The organism is Citrobacter sp. Cf118, assembly GCF_030334095.1.
In the GTDB taxonomy this organism is placed as follows: Bacteria; Pseudomonadota; Gammaproteobacteria; order Enterobacterales; family Enterobacteriaceae; genus Citrobacter; species Citrobacter freundii.
In genome coordinates, this window is sequence record NZ_JAOWES010000087.1 from 409904 (window position 1) to 433054 (window position 23151).

Below are 23151 nucleotides of genomic sequence, written 5' to 3' on the forward strand. Positions count from 1 at the left end.
TAAAAATGGCGTGCGATCCTTATCTCGCCTGTCTTTACACGCAAGTGTTACTCCTGTGGAGGTAACGCGTTTAAAATTCGCATCGCCTGCGCTGGAGTGAGCGAATAATCGAAGAACTGGCGATAAAAATCGCGCGTCACGCTGACCATATCCAGGCCGCTAAACAGCGTAGGATGCAGTTTTGATGCAGCCCATTGCAGCTGTAGCGCGCTTTCAGTGCCGTAACGATCCCAGGGGAACACGCCCGCCGGATTGCGCCAGACATTACCCTGCTTAACCGCGTCAAGTTCTTTGAACAATGCCGCATATGGCGAACTGGCGATATCACCGCAACCCGCACCGAGAATAATGACCTGCGGTTGCCAGTAGAGCACCCTTTCGGGCGACACCTCCTTCATGTTGCCGTCCACTTCACCTGCCGCATTCCGTCCCCCCGTCAGCGTAATCCAGGTATCGATCAACGTGTTCCTGCCATCAACTTTAAGCGGATTCAGCGACTGAATATGAAGTACCCGAGGGCGCTGATCTGCCGACAACTTCGCCGTTTTAGCCTGCACATCCGCGAGTACACGGTTGAGATACTGATTGTAAGCCGTCGCCCGGGCGCGAGCCTGCCCCGTCCCCAGAACCTCTGCGGTTGTAGTGACCGATTTTTCCATCGAAGCATAGTCAGTAAATGCCATTTCAAGGGCCGGGATGCCCGCCTGACTGTAACTTTGAGCATCCCCTTTTCCTTTTGCCACGAACACCACATCGACGTGCCGAGCCAACAAATCCTCAGTATTAAATGATGTTCCTCGTATCTGTAAGGCTTGCCTCAGGGAAGGGTTGATTTTGAACATCCATGGCTGGTTATCCTCATGGTTGACCGTCACAACAATGTTACGACCTGCGCCCAGCGTCATCAGCACCGAATGATGGGCAAACCAGCCATCCGCAATACGTTCAACATGTGTGGGAACGGTAACTGTGTGACCAGCATCATCCACAACCTGGCGCGTTGCCAGGGCAGGAAACGCCAGCCACACACAAAGCAGCCATGTGTGGCACGTTTTCATGAGCAACCCCTAAAAATCAACCTGAACAGAAACCTGAGCCTGACGCGGTGCACCAAGTTGAGCGCTGGCAGCCCCTGCGCCCGTGTAGCCGGTCAATGCGCCCGGAACAATATTGGTCCAATAGTGACGGTCGGTGAGATTGGTGATATCAAACCGGAAAGTGGTTGGCGTGTTCCACAGTCTGGTGGCATAACGCGTGCCGATGTCCACCGTGGTGTAACTCCCGACCCAACTGTCATTGGCATTATCGGTAGCCCGACGTCCGACGTAATGCACGTTCGTGTCGACATCCAGTCCCGAAACCCGTTCGATGGTGTAGATCGCGAGAATATTCGAGGCGAAACGCGGCAAACCAACAACTTGCTTACCATCCGCATTGCTGGCCGCGGTATTATGAAGCGTTGGATCTAGCCAGGCTCCGCCGCCTAACACGCGTAAATTATGAGTAATATGCCCATCAGCCATCAGCTCCAGCCCACGGTTTTTTTGCGTACCGTCCTGAGCAAAATCGCCGTTGTCGTTGGTATAGGCAAAGGGGCGTTTGGCTTCAAACAGCGCAGCGGTAAGCAGCAGGTCTTTTACAGGCGCATATTTTGCGCCCACTTCGATCTGACGACTTCGGTAGGGATCTAACACCTGCCCGGCATTGCGCGCCCCGGCGGGTGCGGTATCGCCCTGCTGCAAACTGTCCGCCCAGGTGGTATACAGCGTGACGTTCTCCACCGGTTTATACATCAGGCTGGTGGAACCGCTCATGCCATTGTCTTTCTGACGGCTGCTTTCATGCCCAGCTTTGTTGTAGTTACTGACGGTAAACAGGTTCTCGCTGCCGGAAAGCAGCAAGCTCCACTGCGGGGAAAAATGCAGCGTATCGCTTAGCAAAAATGCATGCTGAGTGGTGGTCGCCGAATGATAGCGATCGTTAAAATCTGGATACGGTGGTCGTGGATAGTCGGGATGTTGATTGAGAGAAGAATGCCCCAGAGTGAAAGTGCCACCGTTTCTTGGATTATAGTTTTTCCACACAAATCCACGCATTCCGGTAGCAATGTCCTGCGTCAGCCAGCCAGTATCAACGCTACCAGTCAGGTTCGCTAAATAGCTGTTGATGGTAAAGCGACTGGCCGCCGAATTGGCGGTTGTGGTGGTGTAATCTCCTTGGTTATTCGTCAGAGTATTGGTCACTGCCGTCGATTCTCGGTCTGCAACCTGGTGCAGCGCCCCCAGATCCAGCATCCAGTTGCCGTCAAAATCATGCTTAATATGCATATCGACGGTGGTTGTTTCGTCATCATGACCCGCATAAGACTGACCATACTTACTGTCCGTAGGATCAAATGCCGCGGGGAAGTGAACGCCTTTCGCCAGAGCAAAACTCCCCGGCATACCTTTTTCGTAATAATGGTAATAGCTGAAATTACTCTCCAGCACCGTTTGATCTGTCAGTTGAAAGTCCAGCCCCAAGCCAGCGTACTGTCGACGGACATGGCTATCGGTGGTGTAGCTATGGCCCTCATCATTTAGCAAGTTGAGACGATATTTCACCCGGTCTCCCGCATCGATTGGGCCACTGAAATCCATCGACGTCAGCGTACCCGACCCTGTACCTTGCCCCACGGTGACGCGGTGTAACGGCGTATCGACGGGTCGTTTGGACACCAGATTAAACATCCCTGCTGGATTGGCGGGGCCATACAGCGACCCGGCGATGCCGTTCAACACTTCAATGTTCTGGAACTGTTCGGTCGAATATTCAGTCGTGGAGACGGCGTTCAGGCCATCAATCATATGGTTTTGTACCACACTCCCCTGCATGCCCCGGGTTTGCGGGCGGACGCCGTCACCCTGAACGGACGGTAGGTAGCGATAGGCGTCTTTCACATCTTTGATTTGTTGCTGATCCAGCACTTTTTTCGACAGCGTCTGCACCGACCAGGGAACGTCTATCAGATCTCGCTCGCCGAGGCTACCTAACGTTGCTTTTTTTTCGCTCGCAGGAGGTTCATGTTCCGATAACGAGGATTGTGACGTGGCGGGCGCCGAAACGATGACGGTATCTTCAGCATGAGCCGTTACGACGGTGGAAAGACAGGCAAAGGTCAACAACCCAGAGGCCACTGGGGTAATTTTGTTATTTAACATTCGTTAATTCAATTCGTTAGATAGAAAGACTGGAGGCTGCTAACGCAAGCACCTTCTCTTGAAGAGTACAGTTATTATATTTGTATGATGAATAGGATAGATCTAATCGATATATATGTAAATATATAACGAGGTGTGATTGGTAAATTTACTGCAACAAAAAAGCCGACGGTAATGACGACCGTCGGCTTTAGGTAAAGGACAACTAACGAATTATTTGGTTGCCGCTTTGATGATCTGAAGCGCTTTGGCGAACTGATCCTGCGGAATTGTCAGCGGGTAAAGGAAACGAATAACGTTGCCATACTGACCGCAGGTCAGCAGCAGCAGTCCTTGCTCAAGGGCTTTCTTCTGCACGCGTTGTGCGGCGGAAGCGTTGGGTTCCCCTGTCGCTGGATCACAGAATTCAGCAGCAATCATAGAACCTAAACCACGCACTTCGGCCAGTTCAGGACACCCTGCTTGCGCATCTGTCAAAGCGGCGCGCAGCTGTTCGCCGAGGGCCGCCGCACGCTGGCACAGCTGTTCATCATGAATAATGTCCAGTACTGCATGGGCCGCCGCGATCGACAGCGGGTTCCCGGCGTAAGTTCCACCCAGACCACCCGGCGCAGGTGCATCCATGATTTCGGCTTTGCCCACAACGCCAGACAGTGGCATGCCGCCCGCGAGGCTTTTCGCCATGGTCATCAGGTCTGCTTTATCGGCGTAATGATCCATCGCAAACAGCTGGCCCGTACGGGCAAACCCGCTTTGTACTTCATCGGCAATCATCACGATGCCATGCTCGTCGCAAATACGGCGGATGGCAGCCACAAATTCCGGCGGTGCCACCACGAAGCCCCCTTCGCCCTGGACGGGTTCGAAGATAATCGCCGCAACCTGGGTTGGATCGATATCGGCTTTAAACAGACGCTCAATCGCTTTTAGGGAATCCGCCGTGGAAATACCCTGTAATTCAGAAGGATACGGAGCATGGTAAACAGAACCAGGGAACGGACCGAAACCTTTTTTATAGGGTGCCACCTTGCCGGTTAACGCCATCGTCATGTAAGTACGACCATGAAAACCACCGCCAAATGCGATAACGCCAGGACGCCCGGTATGTGCGCGTGCAATTTTCACCGCGTTTTCTACCGCTTCAGCCCCGGTGGTGAAGAATGTGGTTTTACGCTTGCCATCGATTGGCGCGACGTTGTTGATTTTCTCAGCCAAAGACACATAGCTTTCGTACGGGACAATCTGATAAGCCGTATGGGTAAAAGCCTGAAGTTGCGCTTCGACTGCCTGCACCAGGCGAGGATGGCGGTGTCCGGTGTTCAGCACGGCAATCCCGGCGGCAAAATCAATGTACTGATTGCCTTCGATATCGGTAATCGTGCTGTTTTCTGCCGACTGGGCATAAAAATCACACATAACACCCACGCCACGCGGGGTGGCATCCAGACGACGTTGTTGCAGGTTTTTATTGTTCATTCTCTACACCTTGTCCATTAATACATTTCGGTTGAATTACCCTTTAAATTTAGACGCCGTCTGGTACTTTAATCGAGAGCCAAATCGTTTTATTTTAAGGATCCAAATGCGTTCACTTGCCGGAGATGTGATCAAGCAGGCATTTAGTCAGCAGACTGACGAAAAACTACATCGCCGCCTGTATGCCGCCATTTGTAGTTGCATCCTCGAAGGTAGCCTGAAACCGGCTACCCGAATGCCTCCGTCACGTGATCTGGCAGGAGAGCTGACGCTATCGCGCAATACCGTCCTGCGGGTTTACGAACAGTTGCAGGCCGAAGGTTATATTTCTGCGCGTACCAGTAGCGGCACATTTGTCACTGACAGCGTGCTGGACAATCTCAACCTGCGTCCCAATAAAGAACCTGTTGCTGACGCTCTGGAGGATCACACCCGCTTATCTGCCCGCTGCCTTGAGCTGTTAGGTAATGCCAGCGCCAGTCCCCGTCAGTGGGGCGCGTTTATTCCAGGCGTACCTGATGTAGAGCATTTCCCGCACCGGGTGCTCAAAAAAATTCAGGACAGGCTGGCAAGACGATTGCGCCCGGAGTTTCTCACTTACGATGCCGCAGGCGGTGTGAATGAGCTGAAAGAAGCGCTGGCGGACTATCTGCGCACCGCTCGCGGCGTGCGGTGTTCGCCGGAGCAAATTCTGATTACCGAAGGTATTCACCAGGCGCTGGATCTGGTGACCCGAACGTTATGCAACCCGGGCGATTACGCCTGGATTGAGGAGCCGGGCTACTGGGGAATCAAAAATATTCTGCGGATCAATGCGGTAAATTTTTCGGCTATCCCGGTTGATGAACAAGGTATGATCCCACCAGATTCAGGCGAAACACCGCCAAAACTGATTTTTGTGACACCGTCACATCAATACCCTCTCGGTTCGGTGATGAGCCTCAGTCGCCGCCGGCAACTTATCTTTCGCGCACGTGAAACGCGAAGTTGGATAGTGGAAGATGATTACGACAGTGAGTTCCGCTTTTCCGGCCAGCCGATCCCCTCTTTGCAGGGGCTGGAAGAAGAGACACCGGTCATCTACATCGGGACATTCAGTAAGACACTCTATCCCGCACTGCGACTCGGGTATGTCGTGCTACCTAAATCGTTAGCCGCTCCGCTGAAAAAGGTTCATAACGACCTCTATCGTGGTGGACATCTGTTGATTCAGGCCGCGCTGGCGGAGTTTATTCGCGAGGGTTATTACGCAGCACACATTCGGAAAATACGCCAACTATACAGTCGTCGTCGCCAGATGCTGGTAGAGCTTATCAGCCGCCAGCTTGGTGAGCATTATCTTGGTTCCTTCAGCAGCAACGCCGGGCTGCATATGATCTTACAGTTACCCGCAGGGAGCGATGACGCGGTCATTGCCCAACAGGCGAATGCGCAAGGGTTGTTGGTGCGCCCGCTGTCACGCTACTACGTGAATGAAGAGAAACGCAGCGGCCTGTTGCTGGGGTTTGCAAGTATTGAAGAGCATGAAATGGCGGCGGCGTTTACCCGACTCGCGGATATTATCAGGGCAAACACCGTGTAAGCGCTGCCGGATGGTGGTGCAAGCACCTTATCCGGCATACTGTTTAATGTGATGCTTTTTTAATCCCAGCCAGATCTTCATGGCTTACTTCGCCATTCCCTTCACCCCAGGTCTTACGCACGTAATTAATCACGTCGCGCATTTCGTTGTCACTTAACATGCCTCCGTAGGCGGGCATCTTAAAGGAGACGCTGCCACGCGTTGTCGGTGTTTCTGCGCCGTGGGCAATCACTCTGAACAGCGGCGTCGGATCATCAACCATGACCAGCGGATTGTTGACCAAAGAAGGTGCGTTATCATCCGTACCTTTCCCTTCCAGACCGTGACAAGTTGAACAGTAACGGTTATAGGTCACTTTGCCCGCCTCAGGTGAATTCGACCAGGATGCTGTAGTCGCAGCAGCACGCACCGTTTCAGGCTTCGCGCTTTTCAGACTCAGCAGATATTGGGCGATCGCCGTGGCATCTTCGTCGGTCAGATACTGTGTACTCTGCGTGACGACTTCAGCCATCGAACCTGAAACCGCAGCATGCTTGCTCTTACCGGTCAGCAACAGCGATTTTAACGCCTGCTCAGACATTCCGCTGCCCCGCAGCGAAGGTGCATACCAGCCGTCAATCATCGCGCCACTCAGGTACTCGGCATCAGCATGGGTATAAGCTTTTTCATTCATCGCCATACCTCTCGGTGTATGGCATGAACCGCAGTGTCCGGGACCTTCCACCAGATAAGCGCCCCGTTTTATCAGAGCTGTGTTGTCATCTGGTTTCGCGCTATCTACTGTCGTCGCTGGCGCGTCGGTAAACAGCCAGTTCCAGATATGCAGTGGCCAGCGGGCGGAGAGTAGCCACGGAATGGCATTCTCTTTATTGGGTTGCGCAGACGGTGTGACATCATGCATAAAATAGCGATACAGCGCCTGAACATCCTCGTCAGAAAGTTTTGCATAAGAGGGATAAGGCATGGCCGGATAGAGCGGGTGACCGTCTTTGGCAATTCCCTGGCGTACCGCCTTTTCAAAATCCTCGTATGAGTAATTACCAATACCCTGTGCCTTGTCCGGGGTAATGTTGGTCGAATAAATATCCCCCACCGGAGTAGGAAATTTTTTGCCCCCCGCCATCGCCGCACCACCTTCAGCGGTATGACAGGCGACGCAGTCTGAAATTCGCGCGATGTATTCACCGTTAGATTCAGCAGCGCTTACCGAAGCGGTAAATAAACAGGCGGCGAGAATGGTTACGTTACGCATAGATCACCCCATATCCTTGAGTTCATTAACCGCACGCCATGCCTGATCGATTGCCGTGTGAGCATAAGCACTCCAGTCAGAATCGGAGTTAGCGATGGCAATGCGACCGACTGGCTGACGCGCCCGCTCGATAATTTCTGGCATTTTATCCATATCATCGAACAGTGAATTGGCGTAGTACGCATAGCCATGCGCCCAGCGGTTAACGGTAATGGCGGAGATATCGCGTTGATTATCAAAGCCTGTTGAGCCAAACATCTCCTGCAACTGGGAGCGAATCATCTCCTCATGCGCCGCAAAAGTGGTCCCCAGCAAATAGGCTCGTCCCAGGCGAAACTGCTCTCTGGCCGATAGGTTACTGCCCGGATAGGTCGGCACATAGACCATGTGAATGACCATCGGATCGTCCGGGGAGGCCGGATGCTGATACCCACCAATACTGACCGGATAGTCGAGCTTAACCCGGCTGTAAGGTGCCGCTGGAGAATAAAATTCATGTACGCCAAGCTGTTTGAACGCCTGCCAGTTTTTGACCACCACGTTGGTGTACACCAGCGGAGCCTTGACGTTCAGTTTGAGATCCGCCTGCTGCTGTTCCGGCATCTCAGGCACCAGATACGGGATCATCATGTTATAGCCTGCCATGATGGTGTTCTTACCGCGCACACGGTGCATTTTACCGTCACGCAGATAGGTCACCACAACGCCATCCTGCACGTTGGCCGCATTAATCACTGTACTGTTCAGGCGCAGGCGCGTGGTGTTTTCTGGTAGATCCAGCTTTTCATAATGCAATCTGGCGAGAACAGAGTCTTCCATCGTGTTACCCGGTAGCGCATCCGGCAGCATATACCTGACTAACAGTCGGGCCAGACCGGCGTTACCGTCCGGGAAATGGTAAACATACGGCTCTTCGAGGTCGGCCAGCGACTCTCCGTCCAACGGCGGTAACCCCATCCCTTCCATGCCGGGTAAGGCGCACGCCCTGGCATCGCTGCAGGAGATGCCTTCAATGCCGATGGCAAAGAAGTCATTGGAACGCTGCTGAAAATAGAGCAGCGCCATTTTGCTCAAACCCACTTTTGTTGCTAAAAATTCACTGTAGCTGTGGGTATCAAGCCATTCCATTTTCTCATCGACCGTCATACCCGGAAGGTAATCGCCAGGGCGCACGTGCAGATCGATCAGCGCTTTTCTGTCGTTCTCACCTAGCGGAAAATCATTGATAAAGTCTTCAATTTTACGGCCATTGAGCCTGTCCGGCGGAATATCATCAGATACCGCGCGGCCCGGATCGCCGCTGACGATTTTTGTTACGCCAAAATTCTTCTTGTCGAAAAAAACCCCGCGACTGAGCTGCCAGTCGGGGTAGAAGTTTACGTCAAAACTCTCTTTTAACCGCGTGACGCTGACGCCCACGGTTTCCATCAGTTTTTGTACTTCAGGGCTGAAATTATGCGCGGGTGACTGGAATGCTTCGCTGCCGCCATAACCGAGTAATTTCTTGCCCGAGCTGGTAAATTCATTACGTTTGGCGTGTCCGCCAAAATCGTCATGGTTATCGAGGATCAGGATCCGGCTATTTTGCCCGGCAACTTGACGCCAAAAACAACCGGCAGCTAACCCGCTAATCCCGCCCCCAACAATCACCAGATCGTACTCTTCCTCGACGGGCAGAGCGTTTAATTCAAAATGCTTCTGCTCGCGGCCTAGCGCATGCGCCATTTCAAATGATCCAGGATGATTACCCCGCAGCCCTGTCAGCGCAGGAGGATAATAATTTCCATCTATAAATGCGTTTCCCTTTCCTGTCGCCCTGACCCACTCCAGCGGGGTAAGTCCCGCCGCAATAGTCACCGCGACGCCGTTGAGAAAATCACGTCTGGTAATTGCCATTAACTTTTTTCCTTATTGCTACACACTGCCTTTAATACGACAAAAATAAGAGAAATACCCCTTCTTAGTTATAAAGGGGCACAACCGACTACTTCACTGGCTTTAACTCTTCATCCAGTTTTTTAGAATCATAATAATCACCCTGCCAGGTGATTTTTCCTGCTTTAACATGAATATAGCTTACGCCTTCAAATTTGATCGAATTATTTGTCGGCGGACTCCCTGCCCATTCACCACTATTTTTGCCTGAAAATTCCCAACGGAATGCCACGGTGTCTTCGTCGTAGACGGGTTTGCCAACCATTTTCCAGTTCAGATCTGGCACCGCCTTAATAAAAGCGCCGATAACCTCTTTTTCCGCTTTTTCTCTCCCGTTTACCGGTTCACCCGCGGCGGCATCATAATAAACCGCATCATCCGCAAGATATTGAGCGGCTCGCGAAGCATCATGCGCATTCCACGCCGCCATATACTCTTTCACGGTATTCAGCGATGTGCTTTCTGCCAGGCTATAGCCCGAAAGCATCACTAATGAAAGCACCGCAATTTTTACTGTTTTCATCGTAATCCTCTCTATTCAGAAATGTCACACATGATATGTTTCACCCGAGTATATTCTTCGAGTGAATAGGATGAGAGATCTTTGCCATAACCCGATTTTTTGAACCCGCCGTGCGGCATTTCGGCACACAGAGGAATGTGATTGTTAATCCACACCGTGCCAAAATCGAGGTCAATGCTGAAGCGCTGCGCGCGACCATGGTTACGGGTCCAGACGCTGGCGGCAAGACCATACTCCACATCATTCGCTTTGTGTAGTGCCTCTTCGTCAGTAGAAAACGACTGAATGGTCATTACCGGACCAAATACTTCATGCTGAATAGCTTCATCATTTTGATGCAATCCGGAGACAATCGTCGGCTCAAAATAGAAGCCCGGACCTGGCCCGGCGCGCCCACCGGTTTCAATTTTTGCATGTGCCGATAAACGCTCAATAAAACCTTTCACCTGCTCCAGTTGATTCCGGCTATTCAATGCGCCGTACAGCGCATTCTGATCTTCTGGCGGCCCAAATTTGATACTTTTTGTTTTCTGGATCAGTTTTTCCAGAAACTCAGCATAGATGGATTGCTCTACCAGGATCCGCGTAGCCGCTGTGCAATCCTGCCCGGCATTAAAAAAGCCTGCCGTAGTGATTGTCGCTATCGCCTTGTCCATATCCGCATCGGCGAACACGACTGCAGGCGCTTTTCCACCCAATTCCAGGTGTGCTCTGGTCAGGTTTGCCGCCGCCGAAGCCGCAACCTGCAAACCCGCGCGGACCGAACCGGTAATCGAAACCAGTGAAGCCTTCGGATTTGAAACCACCAGCGAACCGGTGCAGGCTTTGCCCAGCACAACGTTAAACGCCCCCCTCGGAAACAACGGTGCGGCCAGTTCAGCCAACAGCAGCGTACTAACTGGTGTGGTGTCGCTTGGCTTTAACACGACCGTGTTGCCTGCCGCCAGCGCTGGTGCAATCTTCCACACCGCCATCATGAACGGGTAGTTCCACGGCGTAACTTGCCCAACGATACCCAGCGGTTCACGACGGATGGTCGATGTAAACCCGGCGGAATATTCTCCGGCCGCCTTCCCTTCAAGACAGCGCGCCGCGCCAGCAAAAAAGCGGATGGCATCGCAGGATGCCGCAATCTCCTCTTTCTCAATAAAATGGCGAAGCTGACCGGTTTCCTGACTTTGCGCGGTTACCAGCCACTCAACGTTGCGTTCAATCTCATCGGCCAGCAGCAATAACGCCTTTTGCCGCTGTGCTGGCGTCGATTTTCTCCAGATGCTAAACGCCGCTTCCGCTGCTGAGTAGGCTTGCTCTACCTCCGCCTCGTTAGCGTTAGGAGAAATTGCGTATGTTTCACCGTCAACCGGACTCACCAGTTCGAAGCTATCTTCGCTGCTGCCTGCTACATAGTGCCCATTAATAAAATGCTTCAGGGTTTTCATGCTTGTCTCCTGCCAATTAATACATAAATAATCTTATGTAATATATATATTGTAAAATTTTTTCAAATGCGCAACATTGACACTATGATAAGCCTCGCATTTTTAACTTAATTTTCACATTTGTAAGGTAAGGCTTTTCATTGCCAGCTGACGCGTTATGCTCAGCTCATCATGAGGTTATCGGGACACACATCCGCTTGTGCAGTGACGTTGCGCCCAGGCATGTAAAATAACTCGGCCATTCTTACCTTCCTTGCCCGACGGGCATGTGTTAAAAATGGTCGTTGTTTCAGGGAATTGAGTACAGAAAAGATTATGATTACTCACGCGGTCATATTTGCGCCTATCGGGCAGGTCAGTCGTTCAGACCAGATAGTCCAGCGCCTTTCAAATGCCATTATCACGGGGTTGCTGGAGCCAAAAGAACAGCTTCCCAACGAAACTGATTTGGCAAAAATGATGGGTGTCTCACATATCACTATCAGAGAAGCGCTAAACACGCTTCGGGCTAATAATCTTATCCATACGGTTCGCGGTCGTAATGGCGGGAGCTTCGTCTGCGAAAATATCGATGGCAAAAATAGCGCCCTACACCCGTTCAAAGCGATCAGTACGGATTATCTGTCTGATCTGGGTGAAATGCATTGCGCCATTATTAGCCATAGCGCGAGGCTGGCTTCCCGACGGATGACCGGTGCGGATATCGCCAAATTTCGCGAGTTTGTCGAGGTACTCAGAAAGGCAAACTCACCTGAGCTGATGACCCAGGCCGATATGCGTTGTCTGCTGGCGATTGCTGCCAGTTCGCATTCAGCGCGACTGGCCAATCAGGAGCTGCAAGTTCAGGCTGAATGGGCATCACTTGTGGCGATACTTTATCGCACAGACAGTATTCATGCGGAAATTATCGCGCTTTATTCAGCGCTGGCCGATGCACTGGCTGCTCACAACGAGGCAGAGTCAGTACAGTTTGCCACACGGATCATCGACACGTTTACCTACTACCTTATTGAAAAAAAGCTGAAATATAACTCGAACTGACAATCAGTGAAGGCAGGACAGACAATGAGCTCTTCGACATCCCTAAGCGCATTAATCCGTAAAATTGATGACATTACTGTTTCTACCGTAGATTCTACCGTTGCGCTAGCGAGGAGCATCCATGAGGCGATTTCAGGGGTACAAAAGGCCTCAGCCGAGGTCGTTCTCGACCCATCAGTAAGATCCACCGTTCAACAGCACATCAAGCGCACGCTCAGTGACAACCATTACTGTTCAGGGGCGGGATTCGCCAGCCATATTGAGAGCACCGCAAACACAAAAGAGTACTGGTTGCTGGAGTGGTGGTATAAGAAAGATAATGGTTTGAGCCAGGCGCATCTGGATTTGGATCAGGCCACGCAACAACGACTGGATTTCAGAACCTTTGAGTGGTTTAAGCATTCTCCTCCGGCTGGCAAAGCCTATATCCACGGTCCCTACGTCGACTATATTTGCAATATCTCCTATACCCTAACGTCAGCCGTCCCGGTCTACTGCAACGACCAGTTTCTCGGTGTTGCCGCGGTCGATTTGCTGGTCAGTCAGATAGAAGCCGAACTGCTCTCCTGCGCTCATCCTGATTATGTGATTCTGACCAATCTGGAAAACAGGATCATTTTCTCCAGTTGGCCACGTTTTCGCGTGGGTGAATTGCTGTCACCTGCAAATAGTACCGTGGTGTATCAGAGCGACTATTTTATCCTTTATCACTATCAAAACTAAGGGCCCGAAGGCCCTTAGTTTTTAGTTATCCTGCCCCATATTGAGCTTACTGGCGTACGCAATGGCGTCGTTTTCCGGCGCCGCTGAACGACCAAACGGACGGGTCAGGAACATATAAATAAGTCCCGAGCCAACGACAATCGCCAGGCCGAACAGGACCGTCCAACGGTCAATGAAGTCGCTGCTGTCTGCCGGTTGCGCCAGTAACCAGATCCCGCACAATCCGTAAGCTAACGCCAGCACATTCACGATTACCCCCCAACCGCCAATGGTCCACTCCCCCGCCGGTTTCCAGCCTTTCAGGCGCTGACGCAGCGCGGCAAGCACAACCATCTGGAACGAGATGTAAATCCCGATAACAGCAAACGCGGTGATACGTGACAGGTTATCTGGCTGGAAATAAACCCAAACACAGATGATCACTGGCAGAAGGCAACTGACGACCATGGCATTATCCGGAACACCATTTTTAGAGATTTTGGCCATCCATTCACTTCCCGGCAGCATTCTGTCGCGGGAGAAAGAAAAGATAAGACGGCTTAACGCAGCCTGGAGAGACAAAATGCACGACAACATGGCGATAATCGCGACGACGATAAAGACAGTCGCGCCGGTTTCGCCCAGCGCTTCATTAAGGATTGCCGGGATCGGATCGGACGTTTTGCCATTCACGATGCTGACCAGATTCGGTGAAGCCAGCAGATAACCCATAACAGAAATAATGGCGGAAATCGCGCCGAATACGATGCTTAAAATCATCGCCACTGGGATCTTTTTACTGGGATTCTGCACCTCTTCCGCAACGTTACCGCAGGCCTCAAAGCCAAAGAACATAAACAGTCCCATCAGCGCAGCAGACATAAATGCGGTGGAATAGCTGCCGTCATGAGCCAGCACACCCATCGAGTCAAAAATTACAGAGAACGGCTGCGAACGGTGGAAAATCAGCAGATAAATCCCCAGCGCGATCACGCTGACAATTTCACACCAGAAACCAATTTTCGCCACCCGGGCCAGATTTTTAGTCCCGGACATATTAACCGCCATCATCAACAGCAGCAGCAGAACGGAAGTCACCAACATCGTGGCTGGAGTCTGACCATAGTGGAAGAGTGATTCAACAAACGTTGATGTATATTCCGCGATCGACGTAATGGTGACCACCAGTGCCCACAGGTAGATCCAGGCGGCGATCCACGCATATTTCTTGCCCCACAACCTTCTGGCCCAAGGGTAAAGTCCGCCGGTTATCGGATACTGGGAAGCGACCTCACCAAACACCAGCGCCACCAAAAGTTGCCCGCATGCGACGATTAAAATCCACCATACTGCAGGCGGCCCCGCCAGCGTTACGGCCAGCGCAAACAGCGAATAGACGGCGGTAAGCGGCGACAGGTAGGTAAAACCCAACGCGAAGTTTGAAATTAAACCGATCGATCTATTGAACTGTTCTTTGCCATCTTTTTGAAAATTATCGTTTTTCTTATCAGGTGTCTGTTCCATATAGCTTTCTCTTTTGTGGAATAGTCGCAGGGTTGAACAATTAATGTATAAAAGATATTAAGTTATATGTATAGTGATTTTGTCGCAGATTTGTTAAAAATGATCGCGCATCACATTGCTACAAAATCTGGAGCTTGCGATAAAACAGAAACATATATTTAACAATTGGATTTGATGTGAGAGGTGGTGAAGACACAGAAATGATGCTTTTAGGCATAGTACAGTTGCACCGGATCAAGATTTTAGATCCGGTGCATAGCATATGGTTAAAACGTTTTGCTCATACCTCTATTTCGTATTACTCATGCCGATAAATTGAACTGTGAAATGAAGTTATCGATGTGGTTTACATCGTCATTCGTTAATGACCAACCCGGCTTTCGGCAATAATCATCAGCGATAATCCCGCGTCGTTGTAATATTGTCTTTTCAACCTGGATAATATACTCACAGTGCTGCATCCAGCGCTGAATGTACGGTAATAGTGCCTCATGTAATTGCGCCGCCTGTTGATGCTCCCCTGACAGCCAGTAACGATAAATTCGCACATAAATTTCGCTAAATGAGCAGCCAGGCATTACACCTTTGCCCCCTATCTCAAGCATCTGAAGCATATACAAACCGGCATAACCGTTTAGCACATGGGCCTCTGGTGCCTGCTGCAGAAACTCACGGGTGTAATCCACTGGTGGATTGCATTCAATCTTAAACACTGCATGTGGATAGCGTTTAGCCATCTCAGCAAGTTGAGCTGCGGTGACCGGAAATCCGGTTTCTCCCGGCGCGTACTGCACCATTACAGGAATGGTCACAGCCTCCAGCACTGCCGCGATATGCGCCTGTACGCTGGCAAGCGACGGCTGAAGGAAGAACGGTGGAAGCAGCATCAGTGCGTCGGCTCCCATACTCTGATACCGCCGCGCACGGCGAACAGCCAGATCGGTGCTGTGGTCAGTGACCGACAGCGTACGAAATACTCTTTTATTCGCTAATTCAGCAATAAAAATTTCCGCCAACTGCAACCGTTCGCTGTCGTCGAGCTTTGGAAACTCACTGGCAATACCAAACAGCGTCAGTCCGTTAACACCCACGTCCGAAAGGTGGGCCAGCAGACGGCGAAAACTCGTAAAATCGACTTCACCCTGTGGCGTAAACGGCATTGCTACAATGGGATTAACGCCCTGAATCTTTGTAACCGTTGTCATGACAAATCCTCTCTGTCCGCCAGTACCGCGCCTTGCGCCGCCGGTAGCGCCCAACGACGATAAAGTCGCAAGAATCCACGAGGTACCTCTTTATGCACCAGATGACAGCTTTTTTGACGCTCATCCAGCACAGCATCCGCTACATTCAACGTTAATGTACGCTGCGGAATATCAATACTGATTGAGTCACCCGTTTCCACCAATGCCAGTACCCCGCCGTCGCTGGCTTCTGGAGAAATATGTCCCACGAACAACCCGCGGTTCGAACCGGAAAAACGCCCATCGGTGATCAACGCACAGGAGTCAGAGAGATTCATTCCTTCAAGGAATTTCATCGGTTTGTACATCTCCGGCATACCCGGTCCGCCCTTTGGTCCTTCATAGCGCAGAACCAATACACTACCCGGCTGAATATCACCGGAGAGAATGGACTCAACGGCCTCATCTTCGCTGTTGAACACCACCGCAGGCCCGGTAAAGACCATTAAATGGTCCGGAACAGCAGCGGGTTTCACTACACATCCCATCGGTGACAGGTTGCCGTGTAGCACAGCAACTCCCGACTCATTACGTACCGGAATGGCCAGAGTATGGATAACTTCCGGGCGCCGAGTAGAGGGAACATTCATTAGCCATTCCCCTTTTTTCTGTCCGTTAACCGTCAGGCAATTGAGATCCAGTAAATTAGCGATCTCTTTTTCAACTGCCGCAACACCCCCTGCCTCCCAAAAATCGATCATATCGTATTCAGATGCCGGATAGAGCGAAGCAACCAGTGGCACCTGATGACTCAGCTCATCAAATTCAGCCAGCGGCAGATGACCCAGCTCGGCTTCATAATAAATAGCCTGCAGATGGAGAATGGCGTTGGTGGAGCCGCCTGTCGCCAACAGATAGGCCATCGCATTGCGGATTGATTCGCGTGTAATAATTTGTCGCGCATTCACACCGCGCTTTACCAGATCCACCGCGGTCATTCCTGTCGCAAAGGCGCACTCGCGGCGTTCGCGTGAAATTGCGGGCAGCATACTACTACCAGGCAAGCTCATACCCAGCACTTCCGCAATACAGCACATCGTATTGGCGGTACCGTACATAGTGCAGGAGCCGTGCCCCGGTTCGGCAATATCTTCAATATGACGGAACTCGGCCTCATCAATTTCACCGCGACGTTTCCAGCCAATTGCTTCGGTGACGATATTGCCGTCCCAGTGTTTACCTTTGTATTCGGCGGGATACATTGGCCCACCGTTCACCAAAATAGCAGGAATATCAAGGCGCGCAGCAGCCATCAGCATAGCGGGGACAATTTTGTCGCACGATCCCAGCAACACCATGCCATCGAAGCGGTGGGCCCGCATCATTACTTCGATCGAACTGGCGATGATTTCGCGCGCCGCCAGAATATAGCGCATACCCAGGTGTCCTTCGGCAATTCCATCGCAAGGGGCAATGGTGCCAAACACCATCCCCACTCCGCCTGCTTCATCAATGCCTTTTAACACATGTGCGGTCAGTTCATTCAAATTGGCGTGTCCTGCCGTCGCATTGGTATAGCTATTCACTACAGCAATTACGGGACGACGCAACTGCTCGTCCGTATGACCCATCGATTTATACAAGGCGCGCTTTAAAGCACCGTCATCACCACTGAGGATCGGATTGAAGTGTTCGCCACCGCAACCTGCACACCCGCTGCCACAACTGCTCATATATGACCTCTTTTCGTTAATACGTTGTTTTCTGCCGGTTTCGTGGCTTGACGATCGCGAGGGTTAATCAATCGTGCCGGAATGAGGAAAATAAGCGGTGCGCAAAGCACCAGAAATCCCGCCAGAATATACAGTCCGCTGCTGGTGCTGCCGGTAGTGTCTTTCAGCCAGCCAAGAACGGTTGGGCCAAAGAAGCCAGCCAGATTGCCAATAGAGTTCACTAACGCGATACCTGCCGCCGCTGCCGTACCGGAAAGCAATGTACCTGGCAGGCTTATATAGGTGGGAATCAGCGATAACGTGCCGGACATGGCTACGCAAATCCATGCCATCATCCAGAACGTGGAGCCTTCATTTAGCGCGCTGAACGTCAGACCAATGGCCCCGACTATCGCCGGAATCGCAATGTGCCAGCGGCGTTCTTGTTTCAGATCGGAGTGACGGCTATTCCACAACATGCAGACCGCACCGAAGATATAGGGCACCGCTGCCAGCAGACCGATAGCAAAATCATCCTGTACGCCAGAGCTTTTGATAATCGACGGAAGCCAGAAATTAATACCGTAATAGCCAATGTTGAAACTGAAGAAAATCAGCGCCAGCAGCCAGACGAAGCGATTACGGAACATGGCGGACAAACTATGCTGCGGCATTCCCGCGTTAGCGGCGACTTTATCAAGCTGATCTTTTTGCAGATCTTGCTCAATCAACGCTTTTTCATCATCAGATAACCACTTCGCCGATTTCACGTCGTTATCAAGATAACGCAGCACCACGAAGGCCAACAGGAATGAAGGGATTGCCTCTACCAGGAATAACCACTGCCAGTTATGCAGATGGCCGACACCTTCAAACATTTTCAGGATCAGGCCTGAGAGCGGACTACCGATAATTGTGGATAGCGGCGTCACCAGAATAAACAGCCCGAGCGTGCGCGCCGAACGCCATGAGGGAAACCACAGGGTTAAATAGTAAACAATACCAGGGAAGAAACCGGCCTCTGCTACACCAAGTAAAAAACGCACAACGTAGAACTGTGTTGGCGTGGTAACGAACATCGTCAGTGCCGACAACACTGCCCAACTGGCCATGATGCGCGCAATCCAGAAACGGGGACCAAAACGCTGCATCAACAAGTTGCTTGGTACTTCAAAAATAAAGTAACCGATAAAAAAGATACCTGCGCCAATTCCATACACTGTATCGCTAAGATTAAGCGCATCCTGCATGTGGAGTTTGGCGAAGCCTACGTTTACACGATCGAGATATGCGAAAAAATAACACAGGATTAAAAACGGGATCAGCCGTCGGGTCACTTTACGATAAACCGCATTTTTATTTTCAATATCGAGGGTACGCGTATTCATCTTTCAGCCTCTTAAGTTGTTATTGGCGCTGCGCTCTGCTATTAACCTGTTGCCATGCCTGAGCATAGGCCAACGCGTTATGCCGAACCTGTTCGCACTCTGTGCCCGCGCGGTATAAACCGCCGCCACAACCAAAACCTTTCGCTCCCGCCTCGCACCATCTTTGTAGTTGTTGTGCCTCGGCAGAAACACCACCGACCGGCATGCAAACTACGTGAGGCGGCAATACCACGCACATAGCCTGCAGTATGTCCGGGGAGATCATTTCCGCAGGATAAAATTTCAGACCGCTGGCCCCAGCTTCCAGGGCAGTAAACGCTTCGCTCGGCGTGGCGACGCCCGGTAAACTGATAGCCCCTCGATCTCTGCTGCGCCGGATCACTGAGGGATTCATATTTGGCGAGATAATTACCTGCCCGCCCGCATCGACGACGCTATCAACCTGCTCTGTCGTCAGTACCGTACCCGCTCCGACGATAGCACGCATGCCGACGCGTTCGCGTAGCAGCGAGATTGAATCCAACGCGCGCGGTGAATTTAGCGGTACTTCCAGCCAGGTAAAGCCCGCCTCCAGCAATACATCACCAATTTCCGCTGCTTCCCCTGGCCTCAGACCGCGTAAAATCGCGATCATCGGAAGCGGCGTTTTCTGCCACATCGTGGCAAAGTCAAAACTATCCATAGCGTTTCTCTGTTAGACGTTGTTGAAGAGACTGCATTCCGGCGATAAAACAGCGATCGCCCTCGACGCAGCGTGTCTGAATACCAAATGCGTTGGCAGCCATCTGATAGCGGCGAGTTAATGCCGCACTTCCCACCAGCCAGACAGGACTGATGTTGTCAGTGGAAAACTCCAATCCGATCAGCAAACCGGAGAGATAGTCACTGACTGATTCAGCAGATAATTCACCCGATAGACGCAACGTTCGGGTAGAAAAAAGGAGTTGGCTTAGCGCCGCGTGGCGTCGGGATGCTTCCACCCCGAGTAAAAATGCGCTGTCATCAGCCGCCGCATCAGGAAGGCCACGGCCAAGCAGCGAGTGCGAAATCATCACCTGAAAAAGCTCGCCGGTCATATAAGTCGAAAAATCAACGATCTGTCTCTGCTGCATCCGGGCGTGTTTACTGTGTGTGCCGGGTAGAATCGCCTGGAAATTATCGATGCCTTCGAGTAAAGACAGTCCCACTAGCTGAACCTCTTCACCGCGCATTACATCAGGCATGCCACCACGGGGGGATTTACGCAATCCAGGAATAATCCATGCTTTGCTGCCCCAAGAAGTCGTGAAACTTTTACTGTGCGCAAGCAGGCTATCGGCACTGGCGGGTACCGAACAATAGTCAACTTGATACCAGCCCTGCTGCGAACCCACCATCCCAGCCATTGCAACCATTGGCGTTCCCTCAGCAATCCACTCACCAAGTAACATTTTTAACGTCGCATCAAACTGCCCCGGCTCGACATGGAGAAGGCCGTAGCTGGCATTGCGTTTGTCCAGCACATCATCTCCTGCCATTAACCATGCGCGGAAATTCGACGTTCCCCAGTCGATTGCGATCCACTCCCCTTTCATCTTGTAACCTCAATTATCAAATCTTGTATGACAAGAATGTAATTAATTTTACCCGGGCGATCTGTGAGCGCGATCGTGAAGTGAAACAAAACGTTTTATTTCACTATCTAAAAAGACAAGAATTGTTGTTTTGTATTCGTAACGCTTTGTTTTGTGCGTACAATGAGGAACTCTCAAATTTTCAAGGCTGACTATGACGACCTCCCTGGCCACCATCTCTGAAACGATCACCCGCGATCTGGCGATGAAAATCATCCGCGGAACCCTGAGCGATGGGGAGATGCTCCCCGGCGAAAATGAGCTTGCCGTGCAATATTCGGCATCTCGGACCTCTGTACGAAACGCGCTGCATGTCCTGTCAGCAAAAGGTTTGCTGTCTATCCAGGCTAAGCGGCGCAGTACGGTCAATCCGCGCGAACTCTGGAGTTTTTTGGATACCGACGTGCTGGGCTGGATGGAGGAAGTGGGTATTTCACCTGATGTCGCCGAGCAACTGGTGGTCACGCGCCTGATGTTTGAGCCTAACGCCGCCTTTCTGGCCGCCGCCAACGCGACAGCCCGCGATTTAGCTGCCATTGAAGAAGCCTGGACCCTGATGTTACGCGGACAGCAGCAGGATCAGATTGCGCTATTCGAGGAAGGCGATCTAGCCTTTCACACAGCACTACTCAAGTCCTGTCATAACCCATTTTTGATGTCGATTGGCAACGCACTTTCAGCAGCCATGACGCTGTCGTTTAAACAGACGCAGGAGTCATCAGTGCGGGAAACAGAACACGCCGTTGAGCAGCATCGCCTGTTACTGGAAGCAATACGCCTACGCCAGGGCGTTACGGCGCGTGAATGCATGCGCGATATTATACTTAGCGCGGCAAACCGCCATTTGTGGGCCACGCTGCCGGAAAAATATACGCAACTGATTTAGGGACGATGCTAAGTAGCAAGAATCGCTGCTGTTAAGCAACATTTTTGCAATATAATAACGTGATGTTAAACGCCGAACCTGAGCAGGTGAATGATGGAAATTGATCTCGATAATCTGGTCTTTGATGGACTGGAAGAAGCGCAAGAGCGTAACGCTGAACGTCTGGAAGATGCAGACAAGAAAGCGCAGGAAATTAATGCTGATAATGACTGCGGCGACGCCTGCAAAATTTGATTTCCAAACCGGCGCAATGCCGGTTTTTTATTGCCTGTTACCCCCCCCACTTCAGCCCGTATACCGTAAGGCCTCAATCAGTTGCGCAAAGGCAGCAGTATGCTGTTTTCGGCTGGAATAAGCCGTTCTCGGGCTGCGGTCGGCGCAACGCTGCGCGTGGTGCGGGTGAGAAGCCGTACATCCAGCCGTTCTTCAAGCCCGCGAATCGCATGGCTTAGCGCGGATTGCGAAACCCCAAGTTTTGCCGCTGCCCGGGTAAAACTACGCTCGCGCGCTACGATAATGAGATAATAGAGATCGTTAAAATTATTACGCAGCATGCTTATCCCCAATCCAAACCTGTTGTGACATATGGTACAGGTCTGGAGGGTATTCCAGTAAACCTTCTGTACATTAGCACAGCTCAATCTTATTCAAGAGTGCCCTCACACATAAACAAAATGCAAATTATTATCAGGCTTATGCACTATTTTACCTTTCACTCATGCATTATTTTCACCCGCTATTAACACATCCTTCACTAATAACATTTTGTATATAGATAAGAATTTTTTCTTATTTTGTCCCAACCGTAAGTTATGGGAGCGTAAAAAGCGCAAACCAAAAACTACAGGGATTTCATACAATGATGGCTACGAAAACTTACCGCGCTAAAAAAACACTGCTGGCATTCGGCGTGCTGTTGGCCTCTGGACTTACCGTCTCGCAGGCTCAGGCTGACCAACTGGCCGATATCAAAGCCGCAGGCGTAGTAAAAGTCGCAACATTTGACGCGAACCCACCGTTTGGCTCCATCGATGCCAAAACGCATAAGATTGTCGGCTACGACGTCGATTTTGCCGAAGCGCTGGCTAAATCTCTTGGTGTAAAACTGGAACTGGTGGCGACCAATCCGGCAAACCGAATTCCGTTATTACAATCTGGTAAAGCCGATTTAATCGTTGCGGATATCACGATCACGCCTGAGCGGTCGCAGGTAATAGATTTCTCCGTCCCCTATTTTGTTACCGGCCAGCAGTTCCTTGTGCCAGCAAAATCTCCGGATAAGCTCGATCAATACAGCAAAGCACGCATTGGCGCGGTAAAAGGCACTACTGGTGAACAGGCACTGCATCAGCGCTTCCCGCAGTCGCGCGTACTGGCCTATGACGATATCCCGCTGGCGTTAACCGCACTGCGCAACGGCAATGTTCAGGCCATCACCCAGGACAGTACGATTCTGGCCGGTTTATTAGGCGGTGCGCCGGATAAAGCAGATTTCAAAATTCTACCGGACCTGTTGAGCAAAGAAGAGATTGGCGTGGGGGTGAAAAAAGGTGAGCCAGCGTTGTTAAAAGCCGTCAACGATGAACTTTTGAAGCTGGAATCTACCGGGCAGGCGGCCAAAATTTATGATGTCTGGTTTGGTCCTGAAACCAAAAATCCACAAGCCCGCGCCTTTAAAATAGAAGCCAAATAAT

General features: G+C 51.3%; 19 protein-coding genes and 1 pseudogene. 6 read left to right on the top strand and 14 right to left on the bottom strand.

The annotated features are described in order from the left end of the window. Positions 1-47: 47 nt before the first annotated feature. The 3 genes from OGX67_RS17245 to puuE all read right to left on the bottom strand — a co-directional run bounded on the left by OGX67_RS17245 (position 48) and on the right by puuE (position 4676). Positions 48-1058: an ABC transporter substrate-binding protein gene (locus OGX67_RS17245; RefSeq protein WP_257651448.1), complete on the bottom strand. Its 1011-nt coding sequence runs from the start codon at positions 1056-1058 to the stop codon at positions 48-50. A 9-nt stretch (positions 1059-1067) separates the two neighbouring features. Further along, positions 1068-3200: a TonB-dependent receptor gene (locus tag OGX67_RS17250; RefSeq protein WP_257651447.1), complete on the bottom strand. Its 2133-nt coding sequence runs from the start codon at positions 3198-3200 to the stop codon at positions 1068-1070. Positions 3201-3413: 213 nt separating this feature from the next. Beyond that, on the bottom strand, positions 3414-4676 hold the full coding sequence (gene puuE, locus OGX67_RS17255) for a 4-aminobutyrate transaminase (RefSeq protein WP_071697190.1): 1263 nt from the start codon (positions 4674-4676) through the stop codon (positions 3414-3416). A 106-nt stretch (positions 4677-4782) separates the two neighbouring features. On the opposite strand from puuE, the gene pdxR reads away from it, so the two are divergent. After that, entirely contained in the window at positions 4783-6258 is a 1476-nt protein-coding gene (pdxR, locus tag OGX67_RS17260; RefSeq protein ID WP_257651446.1) for a MocR-like pyridoxine biosynthesis transcription factor PdxR, read from the top strand. Positions 6259-6301: 43 nt separating this feature from the next. Here the strand turns inward: pdxR and OGX67_RS17265 are convergent, their stop codons facing one another. From OGX67_RS17265 to OGX67_RS17280, 4 genes are all read right to left on the bottom strand, one after another. After that, the gene (locus tag OGX67_RS17265) at positions 6302-7510 is read right to left on the bottom strand and encodes a c-type cytochrome (RefSeq protein ID WP_016150165.1); all 1209 of its coding nucleotides are present in this window, start codon (positions 7508-7510) and stop codon (positions 6302-6304) included. A gap of 3 nt (positions 7511-7513) precedes the next feature. Next, the gene (locus tag OGX67_RS17270) at positions 7514-9406 is read right to left on the bottom strand and encodes an NAD(P)-binding protein (protein WP_048218995.1); all 1893 of its coding nucleotides are present in this window, start codon (positions 9404-9406) and stop codon (positions 7514-7516) included. A gap of 88 nt (positions 9407-9494) precedes the next feature. Beyond that, entirely contained in the window at positions 9495-9968 is a 474-nt protein-coding gene (locus OGX67_RS17275; RefSeq protein WP_071697191.1) for an ester cyclase, read from the bottom strand. An 11-nt stretch (positions 9969-9979) separates the two neighbouring features. Further along, positions 9980-11407, bottom strand: a complete 1428-nt coding sequence (locus tag OGX67_RS17280) for a gamma-aminobutyraldehyde dehydrogenase (RefSeq protein WP_257651444.1) — start codon at positions 11405-11407, stop codon at positions 9980-9982. Between the two features lie 315 nt (positions 11408-11722). Between OGX67_RS17280 and OGX67_RS17285 the strand changes: the two genes are divergently transcribed. Continuing rightward, positions 11723-12448 carry a FadR/GntR family transcriptional regulator gene (locus OGX67_RS17285; RefSeq protein WP_003029304.1) on the top strand — a complete coding sequence of 242 codons (726 nt, stop codon included), beginning with the start codon at positions 11723-11725 and terminating at the stop codon, positions 12446-12448. Between the two features lie 24 nt (positions 12449-12472). Beyond that, complete coding sequence (locus OGX67_RS17290; RefSeq protein WP_257651443.1) at positions 12473-13171, top strand: cache domain-containing protein; 699 nt, start codon at positions 12473-12475, stop codon at positions 13169-13171. A gap of 21 nt (positions 13172-13192) precedes the next feature. Here OGX67_RS17290 and OGX67_RS17295 read toward each other — a convergent pair whose 3' ends face one another. The 6 genes from OGX67_RS17295 to OGX67_RS17320 form a co-directional block, all read right to left on the bottom strand. Next, the gene (locus OGX67_RS17295) at positions 13193-14674 is read right to left on the bottom strand and encodes an APC family permease (protein WP_003029313.1); all 1482 of its coding nucleotides are present in this window, start codon (positions 14672-14674) and stop codon (positions 13193-13195) included. Positions 14675-14976: 302 nt separating this feature from the next. Beyond that, a complete protein-coding gene (locus OGX67_RS17300; protein ID WP_257651442.1) occupies positions 14977-15879 on the bottom strand; it encodes a dihydrodipicolinate synthase family protein in 903 nt (300 codons plus the stop codon). Next, positions 15876-17591: a dihydroxy-acid dehydratase gene (gene ilvD, locus OGX67_RS17305; RefSeq protein ID WP_138828451.1), complete on the bottom strand. Its 1716-nt coding sequence runs from the start codon at positions 17589-17591 to the stop codon at positions 15876-15878. Before ilvD ends, OGX67_RS17300 begins: the two co-directional genes overlap by 4 nt. Beyond that, a complete protein-coding gene (locus tag OGX67_RS17310) occupies positions 17588-18958 on the bottom strand; it encodes an MFS transporter (RefSeq protein WP_130714695.1) in 1371 nt (456 codons plus the stop codon). Before OGX67_RS17310 ends, ilvD begins: the two co-directional genes overlap by 4 nt. Positions 18959-18977: 19 nt before the next feature. After that, positions 18978-19640, bottom strand: coding sequence for a 2-dehydro-3-deoxy-6-phosphogalactonate aldolase (locus tag OGX67_RS17315; protein ID WP_194857758.1), 663 nt, complete (start codon positions 19638-19640; stop codon positions 18978-18980). Then, the gene (locus tag OGX67_RS17320) at positions 19633-20532 is read right to left on the bottom strand and encodes a 2-dehydro-3-deoxygalactonokinase (protein WP_257651441.1); all 900 of its coding nucleotides are present in this window, start codon (positions 20530-20532) and stop codon (positions 19633-19635) included. Before OGX67_RS17320 ends, OGX67_RS17315 begins: the two co-directional genes overlap by 8 nt. Before the next feature lie 193 nt (positions 20533-20725). Between OGX67_RS17320 and OGX67_RS17325 the strand changes: the two genes are divergently transcribed. Beyond that, a complete protein-coding gene (locus OGX67_RS17325) occupies positions 20726-21457 on the top strand; it encodes a FadR/GntR family transcriptional regulator (protein WP_257651440.1) in 732 nt (243 codons plus the stop codon). Between the two features lie 93 nt (positions 21458-21550). Further along, positions 21551-21691 carry a hypothetical protein gene (locus OGX67_RS17330; protein ID WP_257651489.1) on the top strand — a complete coding sequence of 47 codons (141 nt, stop codon included), beginning with the start codon at positions 21551-21553 and terminating at the stop codon, positions 21689-21691. Between the two features lie 116 nt (positions 21692-21807). Here the strand turns inward: OGX67_RS17330 and OGX67_RS17335 are convergent. Next, a pseudogene (locus OGX67_RS17335) lies at positions 21808-22011 on the bottom strand (helix-turn-helix domain-containing protein); the annotation flags it as partial. A gap of 305 nt (positions 22012-22316) precedes the next feature. On the opposite strand from OGX67_RS17335, the gene OGX67_RS17340 reads away from it, so the two are divergent. Beyond that, positions 22317-23150, top strand: coding sequence for an ABC transporter substrate-binding protein (locus OGX67_RS17340; protein ID WP_003029319.1), 834 nt, complete (start codon positions 22317-22319; stop codon positions 23148-23150). Position 23151 lies beyond the last annotated feature (1 nt).